Origin of the sequence: Saccharomonospora marina XMU15, assembly GCF_000244955.1 — a bacterium.
Taxonomy (GTDB): domain Bacteria; phylum Actinomycetota; class Actinomycetes; order Mycobacteriales; family Pseudonocardiaceae; genus Saccharomonospora_A; species Saccharomonospora_A marina.
This window is the reverse complement of sequence record NZ_CM001439.1, coordinates 5,866,504-5,881,008: the sequence shown is the minus strand read 5'-3', so window position 1 is coordinate 5,881,008 and position 14,505 is coordinate 5,866,504. Positions and strand designations below refer to the sequence as shown.

The window sequence follows — 14,505 nt, the reverse complement described above, 5'->3', positions numbered from 1 at the left end:
TGTCAGGGTCGGCCGGGAGGTTGAAGATGACTGTGAAACGAGCACTCGGCTCCATCGCCGCGGCCCTGGTGGCCGTTCTCGTCGCGAACGCAACGGCGGCGGCGAAGCCGAACCACCGGGACTTCGACATTCAGGCCCACCGCGGTGGGATCGGGCTGACCGTCGAGGGCACTCTCGCCGCGTTCTCGCGTGCGATGGAACTCGGCGTGACCACCCTGGAACTGGACATCCAGATCACCCGTGACGGTCGCGAGGTGATCACACACGACCGCAGGATCAACCCGGCCAAGTGCGTGGACACCGCCCCGGCGTGGCCGAACGACCCGCAGTATCCCTACGCGGGCAAGTACATCAAGGACCTGACCTTTGCCCAGGTGCGCACCCTCGACTGCGGCTCGCGACGGCTGCCCAACTACCCCGACCAGCAACTCTCGCCCGGCGCCAGGATGCCCACGCTTGCGGAGTTGTTCGAGCTCGCCAGGCAGCACCGGGCGTGGCGGCTGAGGTTCAACATCGAAACGAAGGTCGAGGCGGCCGCACCGGAGGAGACCGCTCCTCGCGAGCAGTTCGTCGACCGGGTCATTCGGGAGGTCGCACGATCGGGTTTCGCTCGCAACGTCACCATCCAGAGCTTTGACTGGGGTGCGCTGATGCTTGTCCGCGAGCGCGCGCCCTGGCTGCCCGTGGTCGCGCTGACCCAGCCGGAATTCCTCCAGGTGGGCCAGCCAGGTAGGTCACCGTGGCTCGGCGGGCTCGACATCGACGACTTCGGCGGTAGCCCGGTGCGGGCGGTGCGCTCGTTCGGGGCAAGCGCGCTTTCCCCTGTGCACGGCAACCCGCAGGGCGGAACCGTCGGCGACCCGGACTACGTGCCGTTCACCACGAAGCGACTGGTGGACGAGGCGCACGAGGCAGGCATCGCGGTGGTCCCATGGACGATCAACGACGAGGCGACGATGCACAAGCTGATCGAGGACGGTGTGGACGGCATCATCACCGACTATCCGGACCGGCTTCGCCGGGTGGCGGCGGAGCACGGTTTCAAGCTGCCCAAGGCTTATCCGAAGCGGCCGCCCTTCGCTAGCGGTCGCTAGTGCTTTCTAGTTCTGAGACTAGAAATTGGTAGACGAGTGAAGACGAGCGGGAGTGGGTAGCTTCCGGTGCGTAATGCCAATCCGCACAGCAAGGAGGACACATGATTCTCCGCAGGGTGGCGCGCCCACTCCTCGCTTCGATCTTCATCTCGGGCGGCATCAACGCCCTGCGCATGAAGGAACAGCACGCCGAAGTGGCCAAGCCGCTGGTCGACCGGACCGTGCGCGAGAAGGCAGAGCAACTGCCCTCCTCGGTACCGACGGACCCGGTGACGCTGGTGCAGGTCGACGCGGCCGCGAAGATCCTCGGCGGGTCGCTGCTCGCCCTCGGCATCTTCCCGCGGCTCTCGGCGATGGTCCTGCTCGGCAGCCTGGTGCCGACCACCGTTGCCGCGCACCCGTTCTGGGAGGAGAAGGACGAGCAGGCCAAGCAGCAGCAGTTGACTCAGTTCATCAAGAACGCGAGCCTTGCGGGTGGCCTGCTGCTGGCCGTGGCCGACACCGGCGGCAAGCCGTCGCTGGGATGGCGCGCCAAGCACGCCGCTGCCGAGATGAATCAGCAGATGCAGGACACCGCGACCACGGTGCAGCGCCGTGCGGGCAAGGCAGGCAAGAAGGCGGGCAAGGCTACCGGCATGGCGAAGCGGAAGAAGTCCGGTAAGGGTCCCAAGGCGGCGAAGGCTGCGGCCAAGGTGGCCAAGCGCAACGCCAAGCGCAAGGCTCCCGCCGCGGTTCGCGGTGTGCTGCGCTGACCGCGCTTCTGGCTACCGGCTGGCCACCTTTCCGTAGCGCCATGCGGCCAGCGGCGCGAAGATGCCGATGATGACCACACAACTGACTATCGCGTAGAGGGCGGCGTTCTCGGCGGGCCAACCGGACGGTTCCGGCCAGCCGGGAGGGCTGGGGTTGCCGAAGAGATCTCTCGTCGCGTTCACAGCCGCCGTGAACGGGTTCCAGTCGGCGATGGTGCCCAGCACACCCGGCAGGCTTTCCTGCGGGACGAACGCCGACGAGATGAACGTCAGCGGGAACATCCAGATCAACCCCGCGCTGTTGGCGACCTCCACGCTGCGGGAGATCAGTCCGATGTAGGCGCCCACCCAGGACATCGCCAGTGCGAAGAGCAGGATCAACAGGTAGCCGAGCACGGCGTCGCCGACGTTGGTGTTGATCCGCCAGCCGATGAGCAACCCGGCCACCGTCATGATGAGGAGCACCACGACGCTGAGCACCTGGTCGGCCGTGGTGCGACCGACGATGACGGCCAGCCGGGACATCGGCAGCGACCGGAACCGGTCGATGATGCCCTTCTGCAGGTCGTTGGCGAAGCCGATGACCGTGTAGGAGGAGTTGAACGCCACCGTTTGCGCGAAGATGCCCGCGATCAGGAACTCCCGGTAGGCAGCGCTGTCACCGCCGGGCCCGCCGATGGCTCCGCCGAACACGTAGGCGAACATCAGCACGAACATCAGCGGAAACGCCGTGGCGCCCAGTAGCCACTCCGGATTGCGACGAACGTTCATCACGTTGCGCCAGGTGATGACCCCGCTGTCGGAGAAGACCTTCGCGACGCCGTTCACTCGGAATCCCCCTCCTTCTCGCCTGCGCCGTGCCCGGTCAGCGACAGGAACACGTCGTCGAGAGTGGGGCGGTGCAGTGCGACGTCGTGTACCGGGACGCTCTCGGCGTCGAGCCTGCGTAGCGCCTCCATGAGGGCCTTCGCGCCGGTGTCGACGAGCACCTGGACCCTCCTGGCCGGTTCGTGCACCACGGGTTCGCCCGAGCCGACCTCGCGAAGTGTCCGCACCGCGGTGTCGAGGTCGGAGGCCGAAGCCACCACCAGTTCCACCCGCTCGCCGCCGACCTGCTCCTTGAGCTGGTCGGCGGTACCGCGGGCGATCACCTTTCCCCGATCGATCACCACGATGGAGTCGGCCAGCCTGTCGGCCTCCTCCAGGTACTGCGTGGTGAGCAGCACGGTGGCCCCGGTGGCCCTCAGCTGCTCGATGACCTCCCACATCTCGAGGCGGCCGCGGGGGTCGAGTCCGGTGGTGGGCTCGTCGAGCACCACGACCCTCGGTTCGGCCACGAGGGCGCCCGCAAGGTCGAGCCTGCGCCGCATACCGCCGGAGTAGCCCTTGGCGGGGCGGTCGGCCGCCTCCTCGAGCTGGAACCGGCTCAGCAACTCCCGCGCCCGCCTGCGGGCCTTCGCCTTGCCGCTGCCGTAGAGCCTGCCGACGAGGTAGAGGTTCTCGAAGCCGGTGAGGTTCTCATCGACGGCGGCGTACTGCCCGGAAAGCCCGATGGAGCGCCGCACCGCGTCCGGTTCGGTGAGTACGTCGTGACCCGCCACCCACGCCTGACCGGAGTCGGGCCTGAGCAACGTGGTCAGAATTCGCACGGTGGTGGTCTTGCCCGCGCCGTTGGGTCCGAGGAGCCCGAGTACCTGGCCCGCGGCGATGTCGAGGTCAACCCCGTCCAGCGCGCGGGTAGTGCCGTAGGTCTTGACGAGACCGCGGGCACGCACCGCGATCGTCGGCTCGGCCTGTCTGTCGGATTCGGCCATGTCGCCAGGGTAGGGCGGGCCACCGACAGAAGTCGTGCGGTTTTGCGAGCTCGGGTGGGTCGCTGTCAGCCGTCCGTCGTGTCGCCGGCGCGCGAGACAGTCCCTCGGCTGCGGTCTCGGGTGTCACGCAGCAGATCTATATGCCTGACCCGCTGCTGAGATTGGTGCGGCACGGCTGGGAAACGGACTGCGCGCTGCTTCACCGAGAGATCCGGCAGCACGATGGTGAGCCCCACGGTGATGGCTGCCGAGTCAAGCGCCAGACCCAACAGCCCACCGGACTTCGGGGCGCTGACCCCAAGCCAGTGCAAGCCGCTTTCCAGAAGCGCGGACCGCTCGTCAGGGTCGACGAGTTGGTTGCCGTCACGGGTGATGATCGCATCGAACTGTCGTGCTGAGAGCTTGTCGAACAGGGGGATGTCGTCTTCGGACGCGAAGCCCTCGTCTCGTGCGCAGCGGAACTCTTGATCGCGATGGAGCGCGGAAACCGTGGTGAGGAGCCGGGGGCTCAGGTTGTGATCGACGAAGAACTTCACGCCACGCCCTGGACGGTCGTGTGGAAATCGAGGGCGTCCTTGGCTGCCTCCGCGTCGACACCCGGGTAGTAGTAGCTGACATCAGCCAGGGGTACTTCTCCGTCGGCCAGCAGGGTCGCGATGGTGTCGTACGGGATGCGGGTTTCGACGATCGTGGGCCAACCACCCATGCGGCCCGCGCGTACTTCCAGACGTTCGCGTGGGTGAAGGAAGTCCACCACGCTGTCCCCGCGGTTGGTCCGAAACGGCTGGAAGATGTCGGCGAGGCTGAGCAGTTCGTACTGCCCAGGGCTTCTGACCAGGTCGATGGTGTTGCCATCGTTGTCCGCGACGACGATGGTGCGGCCATCCGTGCCGAAACGGTACTTCGACGGGTGCTCGGTGAAGTCGAGAGCGGGCATCGTCGAGAAGGCGCGACGCACCTTCTGCAGTGAGGTCTCGCTTCGTAGCCGGACAACCGTGCGCAGTGCCACCACGTCGCGGAACGAATACAGCAGGCGTGGCTTCACCGCGACTTCGGGCACCAGCAAGCCGGTGGCTTTCCACCGGCGTAGTTGCGGCCGGGACGCTCCGGTCAGTACGGCGGTCAGATCGGTCGGGAACATGTCACCCCCTCGCAATCCCGACCCGCGAAGGCAGGCAGGACTCGGCAGGGGCAGCACTCACCCGGTGTCCGTGCCAACGCAACATGGGCCGCAATCTAGCACGCTACACGCGAGCCCGTGCTGACCCCGGATGCGCGCGTCCTTGGCTGTCGCCGCTACTTCTCCAGGATCGCGGTAACGCCCTGCCCGCCCGCGGCGCAGATGGAGATCAGGCCACGGCCGGAGCCCTTCTCGTTGAGCAGCTTGGCCAGGGTTGCCACGATGCGCCCGCCGGTTGCCGCGAACGGGTGGCCCGCCGCGAGCGAGGAGCCGTTGACGTTGAGCTTCTCGCGGTCGACGGAGCCGACCGGCTCGTCGAGGCCGAGCCGTTCCTTGGCGAACGTCGGGTCCTCCCACGCCTTCAGTGTCGCCAGCACCTGCGAGGCGAACGCCTCGTGGATCTCGTAGAAGTCGAAGTCGCCGAGCGAAAGGCCCGCCTTCGCCAGCATCCGCGGCACCGCGTAGGCGGGGGCCATCAGCAGGCCCTCGTCACCGTGCACGTAGTCGACGGCGGCGGTCTGCGAGAACGGCGTCAGGTAGGCGAGCACCGGCAGCTTGCGCTGCTTCGCCCACTCCTCGGTGGCCAGCAGCACGGTGGAGGCGCCGTCGGAGAGCGGGGTCGAGTTGCCTGCCGTCATCGTGCCCTCGGCGCCGCCGAACACCGGCTTCAGCTTCGCCAGCTTCTCCGGCGTCGAGTCTCCTCGCAGGTTCTGGTCCCTGGTGAGACCCAGGTAGGGCGTGAGCAGGTCGTCGAAGAAGCCGCGGTCGTAGGCAGCGGCGAGCTTGCGATGGCTGGCCGCGGCGAACTCGTCCTGCTCTGCCCGGCCGATGTCCCACGCCTTCGCGGTCAGTGAGGCGTGCTCGCCCATGGAGAGCCCGGTCCTCGGCTCCGCGTTGCGCGGGATCTCCGGCACGATGTGGCCGGGGCGTAGCTGCCCGAGCAGCCGCATCCGCTCCTTCGCGCTCCTGGCGGCGTTGAACCGCACCAGCAGCCTGCGGAGGCTGTCGTTGACCGCGAGTGGCGCGTCGCTGGTGGTGTCGACACCGCCTGCGATGGCCGAGTCGAGTTGGCCCATCGCGATCTTGTTCGCCACGTTGACGATGGCCTGCAGCCCGGTACCGCACGCCATCTGCACGTCGGATGCCGGCGTGGTTGGCGCCAGCCTGCTGCCGAGCACACACTCCCTTGCCAGGTTGAAGTCGCGTGCGTGCTTGAGCACCGCACCCGCGGCCACCTCGCCGAGTTGCTCGCCTTGCAGCGAGAAGCGGCTGATCAGACCATCGATGGCAGCGGTGAGCATGTCCTGGTTGGAGGCGTCGGCGTAAGGGCCGTTCGATCGGGCGAACGGAATCCGGTTGCCGCCGATGATCGCGACCCTGCGGACACTCGCCGACTTGCCCCGGTTCGACCGGGTCCTGCGGGCGCCTGGCTTCTGCGCTGAGGTCATGGTTCCTCCTGATCAGCGTTCTCGCACCGTAGGAAGTGTAACCTACTGGCCAGTAAGTTATGCTGGCCAGTGCACCACCGCCGACGGGAGGCATCCGATGGCTGACAAGTATCAGCAGTTCACCAAGACACCGCTCGGCAAGTTCCTCGTGCCGAAGCTCGGCCTGCCGAACCCGCCGACGCTGCGACGCTACCGCCCCGGGCAGCCTGCTCTCGATGGTCCCGCACTTGTGGGGGCCGCACCGGGTGGGCGGATGGAAAAGGTGCTCACCTCGCAGCTCGGCGCGGCAGGCATCGAGGTCCTGCACACCCCCGAGGACGACACCCGCTACGGTGCGCTCGTCTTCGATGCGACCGGCGTCACCGAACCGGCGCAGCTGCGCGAGCTGTACCGCTTCTACCACCCCGTCATCCGCAAGGTCGCAGGCTGCGGCCGCGTGGTGGTCGTCGGCACGCCCCCGGAACGTGTCGAGGGCCGCGAGCGCATCGCCCAGCGCGCGCTGGAGGGTTTCACCCGCTCCGTGGGCAAGGAACTCAAGCGTGGAGCCACCGCACAGCTGGTGTATGTGGCGCAAGGCGCGGAGGAGGCCGCCGAGTCGACGATGCGGTTCCTGCTGTCGGCCAAGTCGGCCTTCGTCGACGGGCAAGTGATCCGTGTCGGCACGGCGGGGACCACCATGGCGCGGCCGCCGCAGAACTGGGAGCAGCCGCTGCGTGACAGGGTCGCGGTCGTCACCGGTGCATCGAGGGGCATCGGCGCCGCCATCGCGGAGGTGCTCGCCCGCGACGGTGCCCACGTCGTCGCGCTGGACATTCCGGCGCAGGGCGGCGAGCTGTCCGAGGTGGCCAACCGGATCGGCGGTTCGGCGCTGCAACTCGACATCACCGCGGCCGACGCGCCGGAGCGGCTCGCGGGCTACCTCACCGAGCGCCACGGCGGCGTGGACGTCGTCGTGCACAACGCGGGCATCACAAGGGACAAGACGCTCGGCAACCTCGGCGACAGCGCGTGGGACTCGGTGCTGAGTGTCAACCTCGGCGCGGCGCTGGAGATCAACGATCGGCTGCTTTCCGAAGGGGTGTTGCGGGACAACGGCCGGATCATCGGCGTGTCCTCCATCGCGGGCATCGCGGGCAATGTCGGCCAGACCAACTACGCCACCAGCAAGGCCGGTGTCATCGGCATGGTGAACGAGGCCGCGCCGAGGCTTGCCGAGCACGGGGGCACGATCAACGCCGTGGCGCCGGGGTTCATCGAGACGAAGATGACCGCCGCGGTTCCGGTGGTGATCAGGGAGTTCGGCAGGCGGCTGTCCAGCCTCGCGCAGGGCGGGCTTCCCGTCGACGTGGCCGAGACCATCGCCTGGTACGCCAACCCCGCCTCGTCCGCCGTCAACGGCAACGTCGTCCGCGTGTGCGGCCAGGCGTTCCTGGGAGCCTGAGATGACCGTCAAGGAACTGTCGCAAGCGCCGAGCCTGTCAACGCTGTACCCGAGGGCCGTACTGGGTGGGCTGCGCAAGGGCGGGGCCGCCGAGGTACTGCCGGATTCGGAGTACGTGCGCCCCGGCGTCGTGGCCGAGGCCGCACACGTGGCCGAGTACAACCGGGTGTGCGGTTTCCGGCTCGGCGACGAGCTGCCCGCCACCTACCCGCACGTGCTCGCCTTCCCGCTGCAGGTCGCGCTGATGACCGAGCCCGAGTTCCCGTTCCCGCTGCTGGGGATGGTGCACGTGGCGAACCGGATCACCCAGCGGCGCCCGGTGCGCGTCGGTGAGGAGTTCACCCTGCGGGTGCGGGCCGAGAACCTGCGCCCGCACGAGAAGGGCACCCAGTTCGACATGGTGAGCGAGCTCGTGGCCGGTGAGGGTGACGCGAGCTCGGCCGTGTGGACCGACGTGAGCACCTACCTGCGGCGTGGCGGTGGTTCGGGTGACGAGCAGGGTGAGCGGCGGCGGTCGGCAGGTCTGGCCAAGCCGTCCGCGAGCGCGGTCTGGCAGGTGCCTTCCGACATCGGGCGGCGCTACGCCGAGGTGTCCGGGGATCGCAACCCCATTCACCTGTACTCGCTGACCGCGCGAATGTTCGGCTTCCGCTCCGCCATCGCGCACGGGATGTGGACCAAGGCTCGCTGCCTCGCGGCCTTCGAGGGCAGGCTGCCACAGGCCTACACGGTGGACGTGCGGTTCAAGTTGCCGGTGTTGCTGCCCGCCAAGGTGGCGTTCACCTCGTGGTCCACCGAGCAGGGTTGGGCCTTCGAACTGTGGCACGCGCGCAAGCCCAAACCGCACCTCGAGGGGACCGTGGTGGAGGTCGACTCGCAGCCGTAGCGGCCTGGTCGCGCCGTCACACCTGGTCGGCGCCGTGCTCGCCCTCGTGTTCCCTCGGCCGCCACAGTTGTCCCTCGACGAGGTCGTTGAAGCCGAGCCAGGCCAGGTTCATCAGCCACGAGGCGAGCACGCCGTCGGGGACGTCGGTGTGGTCGAGCCACCAGTCCGCGAGTGACTCCGCGGCGCCGACCAGCGCGGCGGCGAGGCCCTCCCCGGAGAACTCCACCTGCTCGGCGAGGCCCTTGCGGGCACCCGCGCTGACCACCAGGCCGCCGACCAGCTTGATCGCCTTGCCTCGCAGGTCGGTGATCTCGTCGGCGAACGGCCCGCCGACGGTGATCGCGTGCCGGTGCAGCACCACCCACGACTCGCGGTGCGAGGCGACGAACCCGTAGAAGGCGCGCAGCCCGTGCCACAGCTGCATGTCGGGAGGGACGTCCGGCCGGATTCCCGCCTGCACGGCTTCCAGCATCCGGTTGGCCTCGCGGCGGATGCAGTGCAGGAACAGGTCCTCCTTCGCGCCCAGGTAGCTGTAGATCATCGGCTTGGACACGCCCGCGACATCGGAGATCTCGTCCATCGAAGCCGAGTGGTAGCCGTGGAGCGAGAAAACCCGCACCGCGGCATCAAGGATCTGCTTCTCGCGGACCGCCCTCGGCAGTCGTTTGGCTCGCTCCGTCGGCCGCTGTACGTCCTGCGCCACCTGCTACCTCCTCCTACAGCGCAAACGCTACCCGTCAGGGTTGTGTCGCCTCGGGATTGCCGCGCTGTCTACTGCTGAGTAACCTTACGCCGGTGTCCGACTCCGGTGCTGCCCTGGACGAGTTCGCCGACGGCCTCGACGTCGGCGCCCTTACACCCGAACAGTTCGTGCGGCTGCTCGACACCCTGCACATGCTGGAGGACACCGGTGCGGGCGCCTCGCTGAGTGCGCTGTCCACCGACGTGCTCGCCAGGGTGGTCGGCAGGACGTCGAAGCAGCAGTTGCGCGCGGCCTGCGAACACCCACGACTGCGGCCGGTGTTGTTGCGCGAGGTGTTCCGCCGAATGTCGCAACGGCTGGTGCCGGAGAAGGTGAAGTACGTCGACCTTGTGGTGGCGTGGCGTTTCCCCGACGGCGGCGGCGACCACGAGTGCTTCTACAGCAGCATCCGCGACTGCCGTTTCGACTGGGACACCTCGCCCTACGAGCACGTGGACACCACGATCACGGTGGAAACCGATGACTTCCTTCGCATGGCGACCGGCAACGTGGGCGTGCCCACCATGTTCATGACCGGCAAGATCAAGGTGAGGGGCGACTACACACCCGCGGTACGGCTCAGCGGCTACTTCGACCTGCCCAACCCGACCTGACCGGCCGCGAGCGGGTTCACTCCGAGTCGATCACCGGTCGCCTCGGCTGCCCTGGCGTGTCGCCCCGGTCCCGCACCACCTCGCTGTCCACGACGATCACCCCGCTGTGCCGCCGGTTTGCCGCCGGTGCCTTCCGCTCGATCCGCCGCAGCCACGCGCGCCGCGCGAGCCCACGGGTGGGCGGAAGCAGCAACAGCAGCCCGGCGATGTCGGTGACGAAGCCTGGCAGCAGGATCAGCAGGCCGCCGAGCCCCACCAGCATGCCGTCGGTGACCTCGGCGTGTGGCGAGCGACCCGCTCTCGCGGTGGCCATGAATGCCTGCGCCGCCTTGCCCCCCTCACGACGCGCGAGCCATGACCCGACGATGGCGCCCGCCAGCAGCAGACCCAGCGTTGGCAGCAGGCCGATGGCGGACGCGACCGCCCAGACGGCGGCCACCTCGGCAACCACGTAGAGCAGGAACACGACAGCCATACCCTTTCCAACGCGCGCGTGCCCGGATTTGCTCCCGCGAGGGCGACCACCGCGACCCGCCGCACCTGGAAATCGTGACGGCGGGTCGCGGCGAGGTGTCAGTAGGTGATAGCCGTGGCCGGGTCGGACAGCAGCGCCCCGACGTCGGCGAGGAACTGTGAACCCTGCTGGCCGTCCACCACCCTGTGGTCGAAGCTCAGCGACAGCTGCAGCACCTTGCGCACGGCCAGTTCGCCGTCGACCACCCACGGCATGTCCCTGATCGCACCCAGCGCGAGGATCGCCGACTCACCGGGGTTGATGATCGGCGTACCGGTGTCGACGCCGAACACACCCACGTTGGTGATCGTGAACGTGCCCCCGAGCATGTCCTCCGGTGGTGTCTTGCCCTCCTTCGCGGTACTGGTCAGCGCCTCGATGGCGGCCGCGAGCTCGGCCAGTGACATCGCGTCGGCGTCGCGCACCTTGGGCACCACGAGGCCCCGTGGAGTCGCCGCCGCGATGCCGAGGTGGACGTAGTCCTTGTAGACGATCTCGGCGGCCTGCTCGTCCCACACGGCGTTGACGTCCGGGGTCCGCCGCACCGCCAGGCACACCGCCTTCGCCGCGAAAGCGAGCGGGGTGAGCTTGACGGCGGAGAACTCGGGTGTGGTCTTCAGCTTCTCCCGCAGCGTCATCATCGGGGTGACGTCGACGGTGAGGAACTCCGTCACGTGCGGCGCAGAGAAGGCGCTGTCCACCATCGCCTGCGCGGTGGCCTTGCGGACGCCCCTGACCGGCACCCGGCGTTCCCGTGCCCCCGACGGCGCGGCGGCGGGAGCGGGCCGCGGTTGCGCGGCCCTACGCACGTCCTCCCTGGTGATCACACCGCCATCGGCGGAGCCGGGGACGGTACGCAGGTCGACGCCCAACTCCTTGGCGAGCTTGCGCACCGGCGGCTTGGCCAGTGGCACATGGGTGTTCGTCGCCGCGACGGCCGGGTCAGCCACCTGCGCGGCAACGGTGTCCGCACCTTGCGAGGCGACCGCCTTGCGGGGGCGGCGCTTCGCCGAAACCGCCTTGGAGCCGTAGCCGACCAGCGGCTTCATCTCCTCTTCCGCGGCCGCGGCGGGTGTGGCAGGCGCGGCGGGTTCGACCTTCACCGAGCCGTTGTTCGCCGGTCCGGGACCAGCCGAGTCGCCACCGGGGTCGACATCGACGGTCATGATCGGCGTGCCGACCTCGACGGTCTGTCCCGGTTCGGCGAGCAACTCGGTGACCACGCCCGACCAGGGAATGGGCAACTCGACCGCCGCCTTGGCCGTCTCGATCTCCACGACGATCTGGTTCACCCGCACCTCGTCGCCAGGCTTCACGCGCCAGTTCAGGATCTCGGCCTCGGTCAGCCCTTCGGCGGTGTCGGCGAGCGGGAACTGCTTGTACTCCGGCACGTTCCTACCCCCTTACCAGGCCAGCGATCGGTCGACGGCGTGCAACACCCGGTCGAGGTCGGGCAGGAAGTGCTCCTCCAGTTTCGCCGGTGGGTACGGCGTGTCGAAGCCCGTGACCCGCAACACCGGCGCCTCCAGCGAGTAGAAGCACTCCTGCTGCACCCGTGCCGCGATCTCGGAGGTGATGGACGACTCCGGCTGCGCCTCCGAGACGGTGATCAGGCGTCCGGTCCGGCGCACGGACTCGAACACCGGCTCCAGGTCCAGCGGCGAGAGCGTGCGCAGATCGATGACCTCCAGTGAGGTGCCCTCCTCCTGTGCCGCCGCCGCGGCATCGAGACACACCTTCACCGACGGCCCGTAGGCCACCAAAGTGGCGGCCGAGCCCTCGCGAACGGTGCGCGAGGCGAACAGCGGATCGGGCGTGGCCGCCGTGTCGACGTCGGCCTTGGCCGCCGCCGAGTGGTAGAGCCGTTTCGGCTCGAACAGCAGCACCGGGTCGTCGCACCGGATGGCCTGCTGGATCATCCAGTACGCGTCAACGGCGTTGGAACACGAGACCACGCGAAGCCCCGCGATGTGCGCGAACAGCGACTCCGGCGACTCCGAGTGGTGCTCGACCGCGCCGATACCGCCGCCGAACGGCACCCGGATCACCACGGGCACCTTGATCTCGCCCTGCGTGCGGTAGTGCAGCTTCGCCAACTGGCTGGAGATCTGGTCGAAGCCGGGGAAGATGAACCCCTCGAACTGGATCTCGCACACCGGGCGGAAGCCGCGGACGGCGAGGCCCACCGCGGTGCCGATGATCCCGGACTCGGCGAGCGGTGTGTCCAACACCCGCTGTTCACCGAAGTCCTTCTGCAGTCCGTCGGTGATGCGGAAAACACCGCCGAGCTTGCCGACGTCCTCTCCCATGACGATGACCTTGTCGTCGGCCTCCATCGCGGCACGCAGGCCCAGGTTGAGAGCCTTGCCGATGGTCAGGCTACGGACGGTCGAGGTCGGGTCGTCCACGCTGGTCTTGACGGGTGCGGCCATCACTGCTCACCTCCGTCGGCGAACCCGGAGAGGTAGGCCAGGTACTCCTCCCGCTGGGCGTCGAGCGCGGCGGACGGTTCGGCGTACACCTCCGAGAAGATCCGCTCGGGTGGTGGGTCCGGCATGTTGAAGCAGTAGTCGCGCAGTTCGGCCGCGAAGGCGTCGGCGTCGGCCTGCACCTGGTCGAAGAATTCCTGGTCGGCGCCGCCGGTGCGGGCCAGGTGCACGCGGACGCGCTCGATGGGGTCCTTGTGCTTCCAGACCTCGATCTCGTCGGACAGCCGGTACCGCGTCGGGTCGTCCGTGGTCGTGTGCGCGTCCATGCGGTAGGTGAACGCCTCGATCAGCACGGGGCCGTTGCCGTGCCTGCACTCGTCGAGCGCCCACCTGGTGACGGCGAGGCAGGCGAGCACGTCGTTGCCGTCGACGCGGATGCCAGGGAAGCCGTAGCCGCGAGCCCGCTGGTAGAGCGGTAGCCGTGACTGCCGTTCGGTGGGTTCGGAGATGGCCCACTGGTTGTTCTGGCAGAAGAACACCACCGGCGCGTCGTAGACGGCGGCCCACACGAACCCCTCGTGCACATCGCCCTGGCTGGTGGCGCCGTCCCCGAAGTAGACGATGGTGGCCTCGTCGGTGCCGGACGGCTTGCCGTCGGGGTCGGTGTTGCCGACCTTGCCCTCGAACTTCTGCCCCATGGCGTAGCCGGTGGCGTTGAGCACCTGGTTGCCGATGACGATCGTGTAGGGGTGGAAACCGTGCTCGCGGAAGTCCCATGCGCTGTGATCGGTGCAGCGGAAGATCCCGAGCAGTTCGCGGAAGTCGACGCCGCGCGTGTAGGCGACGCCGTGCTCGCGGTAGCTGGGGAAAGCCATGTCCTGCGGTTTCAGTGCTCTGCCCGAACCGACCTGTGCGGCCTCCTGGCCGAGCAGCGGCACCCAGATCCCCAGTTGGCCCTGCCGCTGCATCGCGTTGCATTCCCGGTCGGCGCGGCGCACCAGGACCATGTCCCGGTACAGCCCGCGCAGTGCGGCGTCGTCGATGTCGGCAAGGTAGGGATCGAATCGCGACGGCTGTCGCTCGCCTTCGGGCGTGAGCAGTTGGGTGAGTTCTGCCCCGCCCTCCGCTGTTGCTCGCAAGCCCGCTATCACCTGTTCTGGGGACGGTTGCGCCGCTGTCGCGGCCGGTCCGGCGCCAGGTTCAGGGCGCGTCCACTGTTCGGGGGACGACATGCGCTTCTCCTTGATGTCGTGCCACGAGGCCGCTTGTGGCGACCTCCGCGGCGCACCGACGGTCACCTGGCGTGCCTCGGTCCGAGCGCCCGGGTGCCCGTCGGCGGTGACGGTTCACGCGGTAATCCTGGCATGAACACCCGCATGCGGGTGAGTCCTCGAGTCCGATTCGTTGCCCGCATTGTGTCGCTGAGCAGCGAAAACGTTAGGACGGCCGAACGTGTGCCCGCCGAAAGTCGTACCTGCGAGCGCCGAGTTGACCAGTGCACGCGACGGTTTCACCCGGCAGGCAACGGTGTTGCGGATCGCCGCGTCCCGACCTGCTACCTCCCAAGTGTGACATGCGACACGTCAATGTC

Annotated in this window: 15 protein-coding genes; 5 read left to right on the top strand and 10 right to left on the bottom strand. The window is 68.3% G+C overall.

Translation table 11 applies throughout. The annotated features are described in order from the left end of the window. The first annotated feature begins 26 nt into the window (after positions 1–26). Together SACMADRAFT_RS27940 and SACMADRAFT_RS27935 are read left to right on the top strand one after the other, a co-directional pair. Complete coding sequence (locus SACMADRAFT_RS27940) at positions 27–1,094, top strand: glycerophosphodiester phosphodiesterase (protein WP_009157195.1); 1,068 nt, start codon at positions 27–29, stop codon at positions 1,092–1,094. A gap of 101 nt (positions 1,095–1,195) precedes the next feature. Next, the gene (locus SACMADRAFT_RS27935) at positions 1,196–1,846 is read left to right on the top strand and encodes a DoxX family protein (RefSeq protein ID WP_009157194.1); all 651 of its coding nucleotides are present in this window, start codon (positions 1,196–1,198) and stop codon (positions 1,844–1,846) included. 12 nt (positions 1,847–1,858) lie between these two features. Here the strand turns inward: SACMADRAFT_RS27935 and SACMADRAFT_RS27930 are convergent, their stop codons facing one another. The 5 genes from SACMADRAFT_RS27930 to SACMADRAFT_RS27910 all read right to left on the bottom strand — a co-directional run bounded on the left by SACMADRAFT_RS27930 (position 1,859) and on the right by SACMADRAFT_RS27910 (position 6,288). Beyond that, positions 1,859–2,674 (bottom strand): ABC transporter permease, encoded by an 816-nt coding sequence (locus tag SACMADRAFT_RS27930; RefSeq protein WP_009157193.1) that lies wholly within the window; start codon positions 2,672–2,674, stop codon positions 1,859–1,861. Further along, entirely contained in the window at positions 2,671–3,660 is a 990-nt protein-coding gene (locus SACMADRAFT_RS27925) for an ATP-binding cassette domain-containing protein (RefSeq protein WP_009157192.1), read from the bottom strand. The genes SACMADRAFT_RS27930 and SACMADRAFT_RS27925 overlap by 4 nt, the downstream gene beginning before the upstream one ends. Positions 3,661–3,725: 65 nt before the next feature. Continuing rightward, the gene (locus tag SACMADRAFT_RS27920) at positions 3,726–4,196 is read right to left on the bottom strand and encodes a PIN-like domain-containing protein (protein ID WP_009157191.1); all 471 of its coding nucleotides are present in this window, start codon (positions 4,194–4,196) and stop codon (positions 3,726–3,728) included. Next, complete coding sequence (locus SACMADRAFT_RS27915) at positions 4,193–4,801, bottom strand: DUF433 domain-containing protein (RefSeq protein WP_009157190.1); 609 nt, start codon at positions 4,799–4,801, stop codon at positions 4,193–4,195. Before SACMADRAFT_RS27915 ends, SACMADRAFT_RS27920 begins: the two co-directional genes overlap by 4 nt. A gap of 155 nt (positions 4,802–4,956) precedes the next feature. Then, on the bottom strand, positions 4,957–6,288 hold the full coding sequence (locus SACMADRAFT_RS27910) for an acetyl-CoA C-acetyltransferase (RefSeq protein WP_009157189.1): 1,332 nt from the start codon (positions 6,286–6,288) through the stop codon (positions 4,957–4,959). A 97-nt stretch (positions 6,289–6,385) separates the two neighbouring features. On the opposite strand from SACMADRAFT_RS27910, the gene SACMADRAFT_RS27905 reads away from it, so the two are divergent. Together SACMADRAFT_RS27905 and SACMADRAFT_RS27900 are read left to right on the top strand one after the other, a co-directional pair. Next, positions 6,386–7,729, top strand: coding sequence for a 3-oxoacyl-ACP reductase (locus tag SACMADRAFT_RS27905; protein WP_009157188.1), 1,344 nt, complete (start codon positions 6,386–6,388; stop codon positions 7,727–7,729). 1 nt (position 7,730) lies between these two features. Further along, positions 7,731–8,615 (top strand): MaoC family dehydratase, encoded by an 885-nt coding sequence (locus SACMADRAFT_RS27900; protein WP_009157187.1) that lies wholly within the window; start codon positions 7,731–7,733, stop codon positions 8,613–8,615. 16 nt (positions 8,616–8,631) lie between these two features. Here SACMADRAFT_RS27900 and SACMADRAFT_RS27895 read toward each other — a convergent pair whose 3' ends face one another. After that, entirely contained in the window at positions 8,632–9,318 is a 687-nt protein-coding gene (locus SACMADRAFT_RS27895) for a TetR/AcrR family transcriptional regulator (protein ID WP_009157186.1), read from the bottom strand. Between the two features lie 92 nt (positions 9,319–9,410). On the opposite strand from SACMADRAFT_RS27895, the gene SACMADRAFT_RS27890 reads away from it, so the two are divergent. Next, positions 9,411–9,971, top strand: a complete 561-nt coding sequence (locus SACMADRAFT_RS27890; RefSeq protein WP_009157185.1) for an SCP2 sterol-binding domain-containing protein — start codon at positions 9,411–9,413, stop codon at positions 9,969–9,971. A 16-nt stretch (positions 9,972–9,987) separates the two neighbouring features. On the opposite strand, the gene SACMADRAFT_RS27885 is transcribed toward SACMADRAFT_RS27890, so the two are convergent. The 4 genes from SACMADRAFT_RS27885 to pdhA form a co-directional block, all read right to left on the bottom strand. After that, entirely contained in the window at positions 9,988–10,446 is a 459-nt protein-coding gene (locus tag SACMADRAFT_RS27885; protein ID WP_009157184.1) for an FxsA family protein, read from the bottom strand. A 98-nt stretch (positions 10,447–10,544) separates the two neighbouring features. Further along, the gene (locus SACMADRAFT_RS27880) at positions 10,545–11,876 is read right to left on the bottom strand and encodes a dihydrolipoamide acetyltransferase family protein (RefSeq protein WP_009157183.1); all 1,332 of its coding nucleotides are present in this window, start codon (positions 11,874–11,876) and stop codon (positions 10,545–10,547) included. A gap of 12 nt (positions 11,877–11,888) precedes the next feature. Then, positions 11,889–12,917 (bottom strand): alpha-ketoacid dehydrogenase subunit beta, encoded by a 1,029-nt coding sequence (locus SACMADRAFT_RS27875; RefSeq protein WP_009157182.1) that lies wholly within the window; start codon positions 12,915–12,917, stop codon positions 11,889–11,891. After that, positions 12,917–14,146, bottom strand: a complete 1,230-nt coding sequence (pdhA, locus tag SACMADRAFT_RS27870; protein WP_009157181.1) for a pyruvate dehydrogenase (acetyl-transferring) E1 component subunit alpha — start codon at positions 14,144–14,146, stop codon at positions 12,917–12,919. The genes SACMADRAFT_RS27875 and pdhA overlap by 1 nt, the downstream gene beginning before the upstream one ends. Positions 14,147–14,505: the final 359 nt, after the last annotated feature.

Excerpts from the sequence above, each read along its gene's own strand:
- pdhA (WP_009157181.1), bottom strand. The coding sequence starts at position 14,146 with ATGTCGTCCCCCGAACAGTGGACGCGCCCTGAACCTGGCGCCGGACCG.
- SACMADRAFT_RS27905 (WP_009157188.1), top strand. The coding sequence starts at position 6,386 with ATGGCTGACAAGTATCAGCAGTTCACCAAGACACCGCTCGGCAAGTTC.
- SACMADRAFT_RS27875 (WP_009157182.1), bottom strand. The coding sequence starts at position 12,917 with ATGGCCGCACCCGTCAAGACCAGCGTGGACGACCCGACCTCGACCGTC.
- SACMADRAFT_RS27935 (WP_009157194.1), top strand. The coding sequence starts at position 1,196 with ATGATTCTCCGCAGGGTGGCGCGCCCACTCCTCGCTTCGATCTTCATC.
- SACMADRAFT_RS27925 (WP_009157192.1), bottom strand. The coding sequence starts at position 3,660 with ATGGCCGAATCCGACAGACAGGCCGAGCCGACGATCGCGGTGCGTGCC.
- SACMADRAFT_RS27885 (WP_009157184.1), bottom strand. The coding sequence starts at position 10,446 with ATGGCTGTCGTGTTCCTGCTCTACGTGGTTGCCGAGGTGGCCGCCGTC.
- SACMADRAFT_RS27940 (WP_009157195.1), top strand. The coding sequence starts at position 27 with ATGACTGTGAAACGAGCACTCGGCTCCATCGCCGCGGCCCTGGTGGCC.
- SACMADRAFT_RS27900 (WP_009157187.1), top strand. The coding sequence starts at position 7,731 with ATGACCGTCAAGGAACTGTCGCAAGCGCCGAGCCTGTCAACGCTGTAC.
- SACMADRAFT_RS27915 (WP_009157190.1), bottom strand. The coding sequence starts at position 4,801 with ATGTTCCCGACCGATCTGACCGCCGTACTGACCGGAGCGTCCCGGCCG.
- SACMADRAFT_RS27910 (WP_009157189.1), bottom strand. The coding sequence starts at position 6,288 with ATGACCTCAGCGCAGAAGCCAGGCGCCCGCAGGACCCGGTCGAACCGG.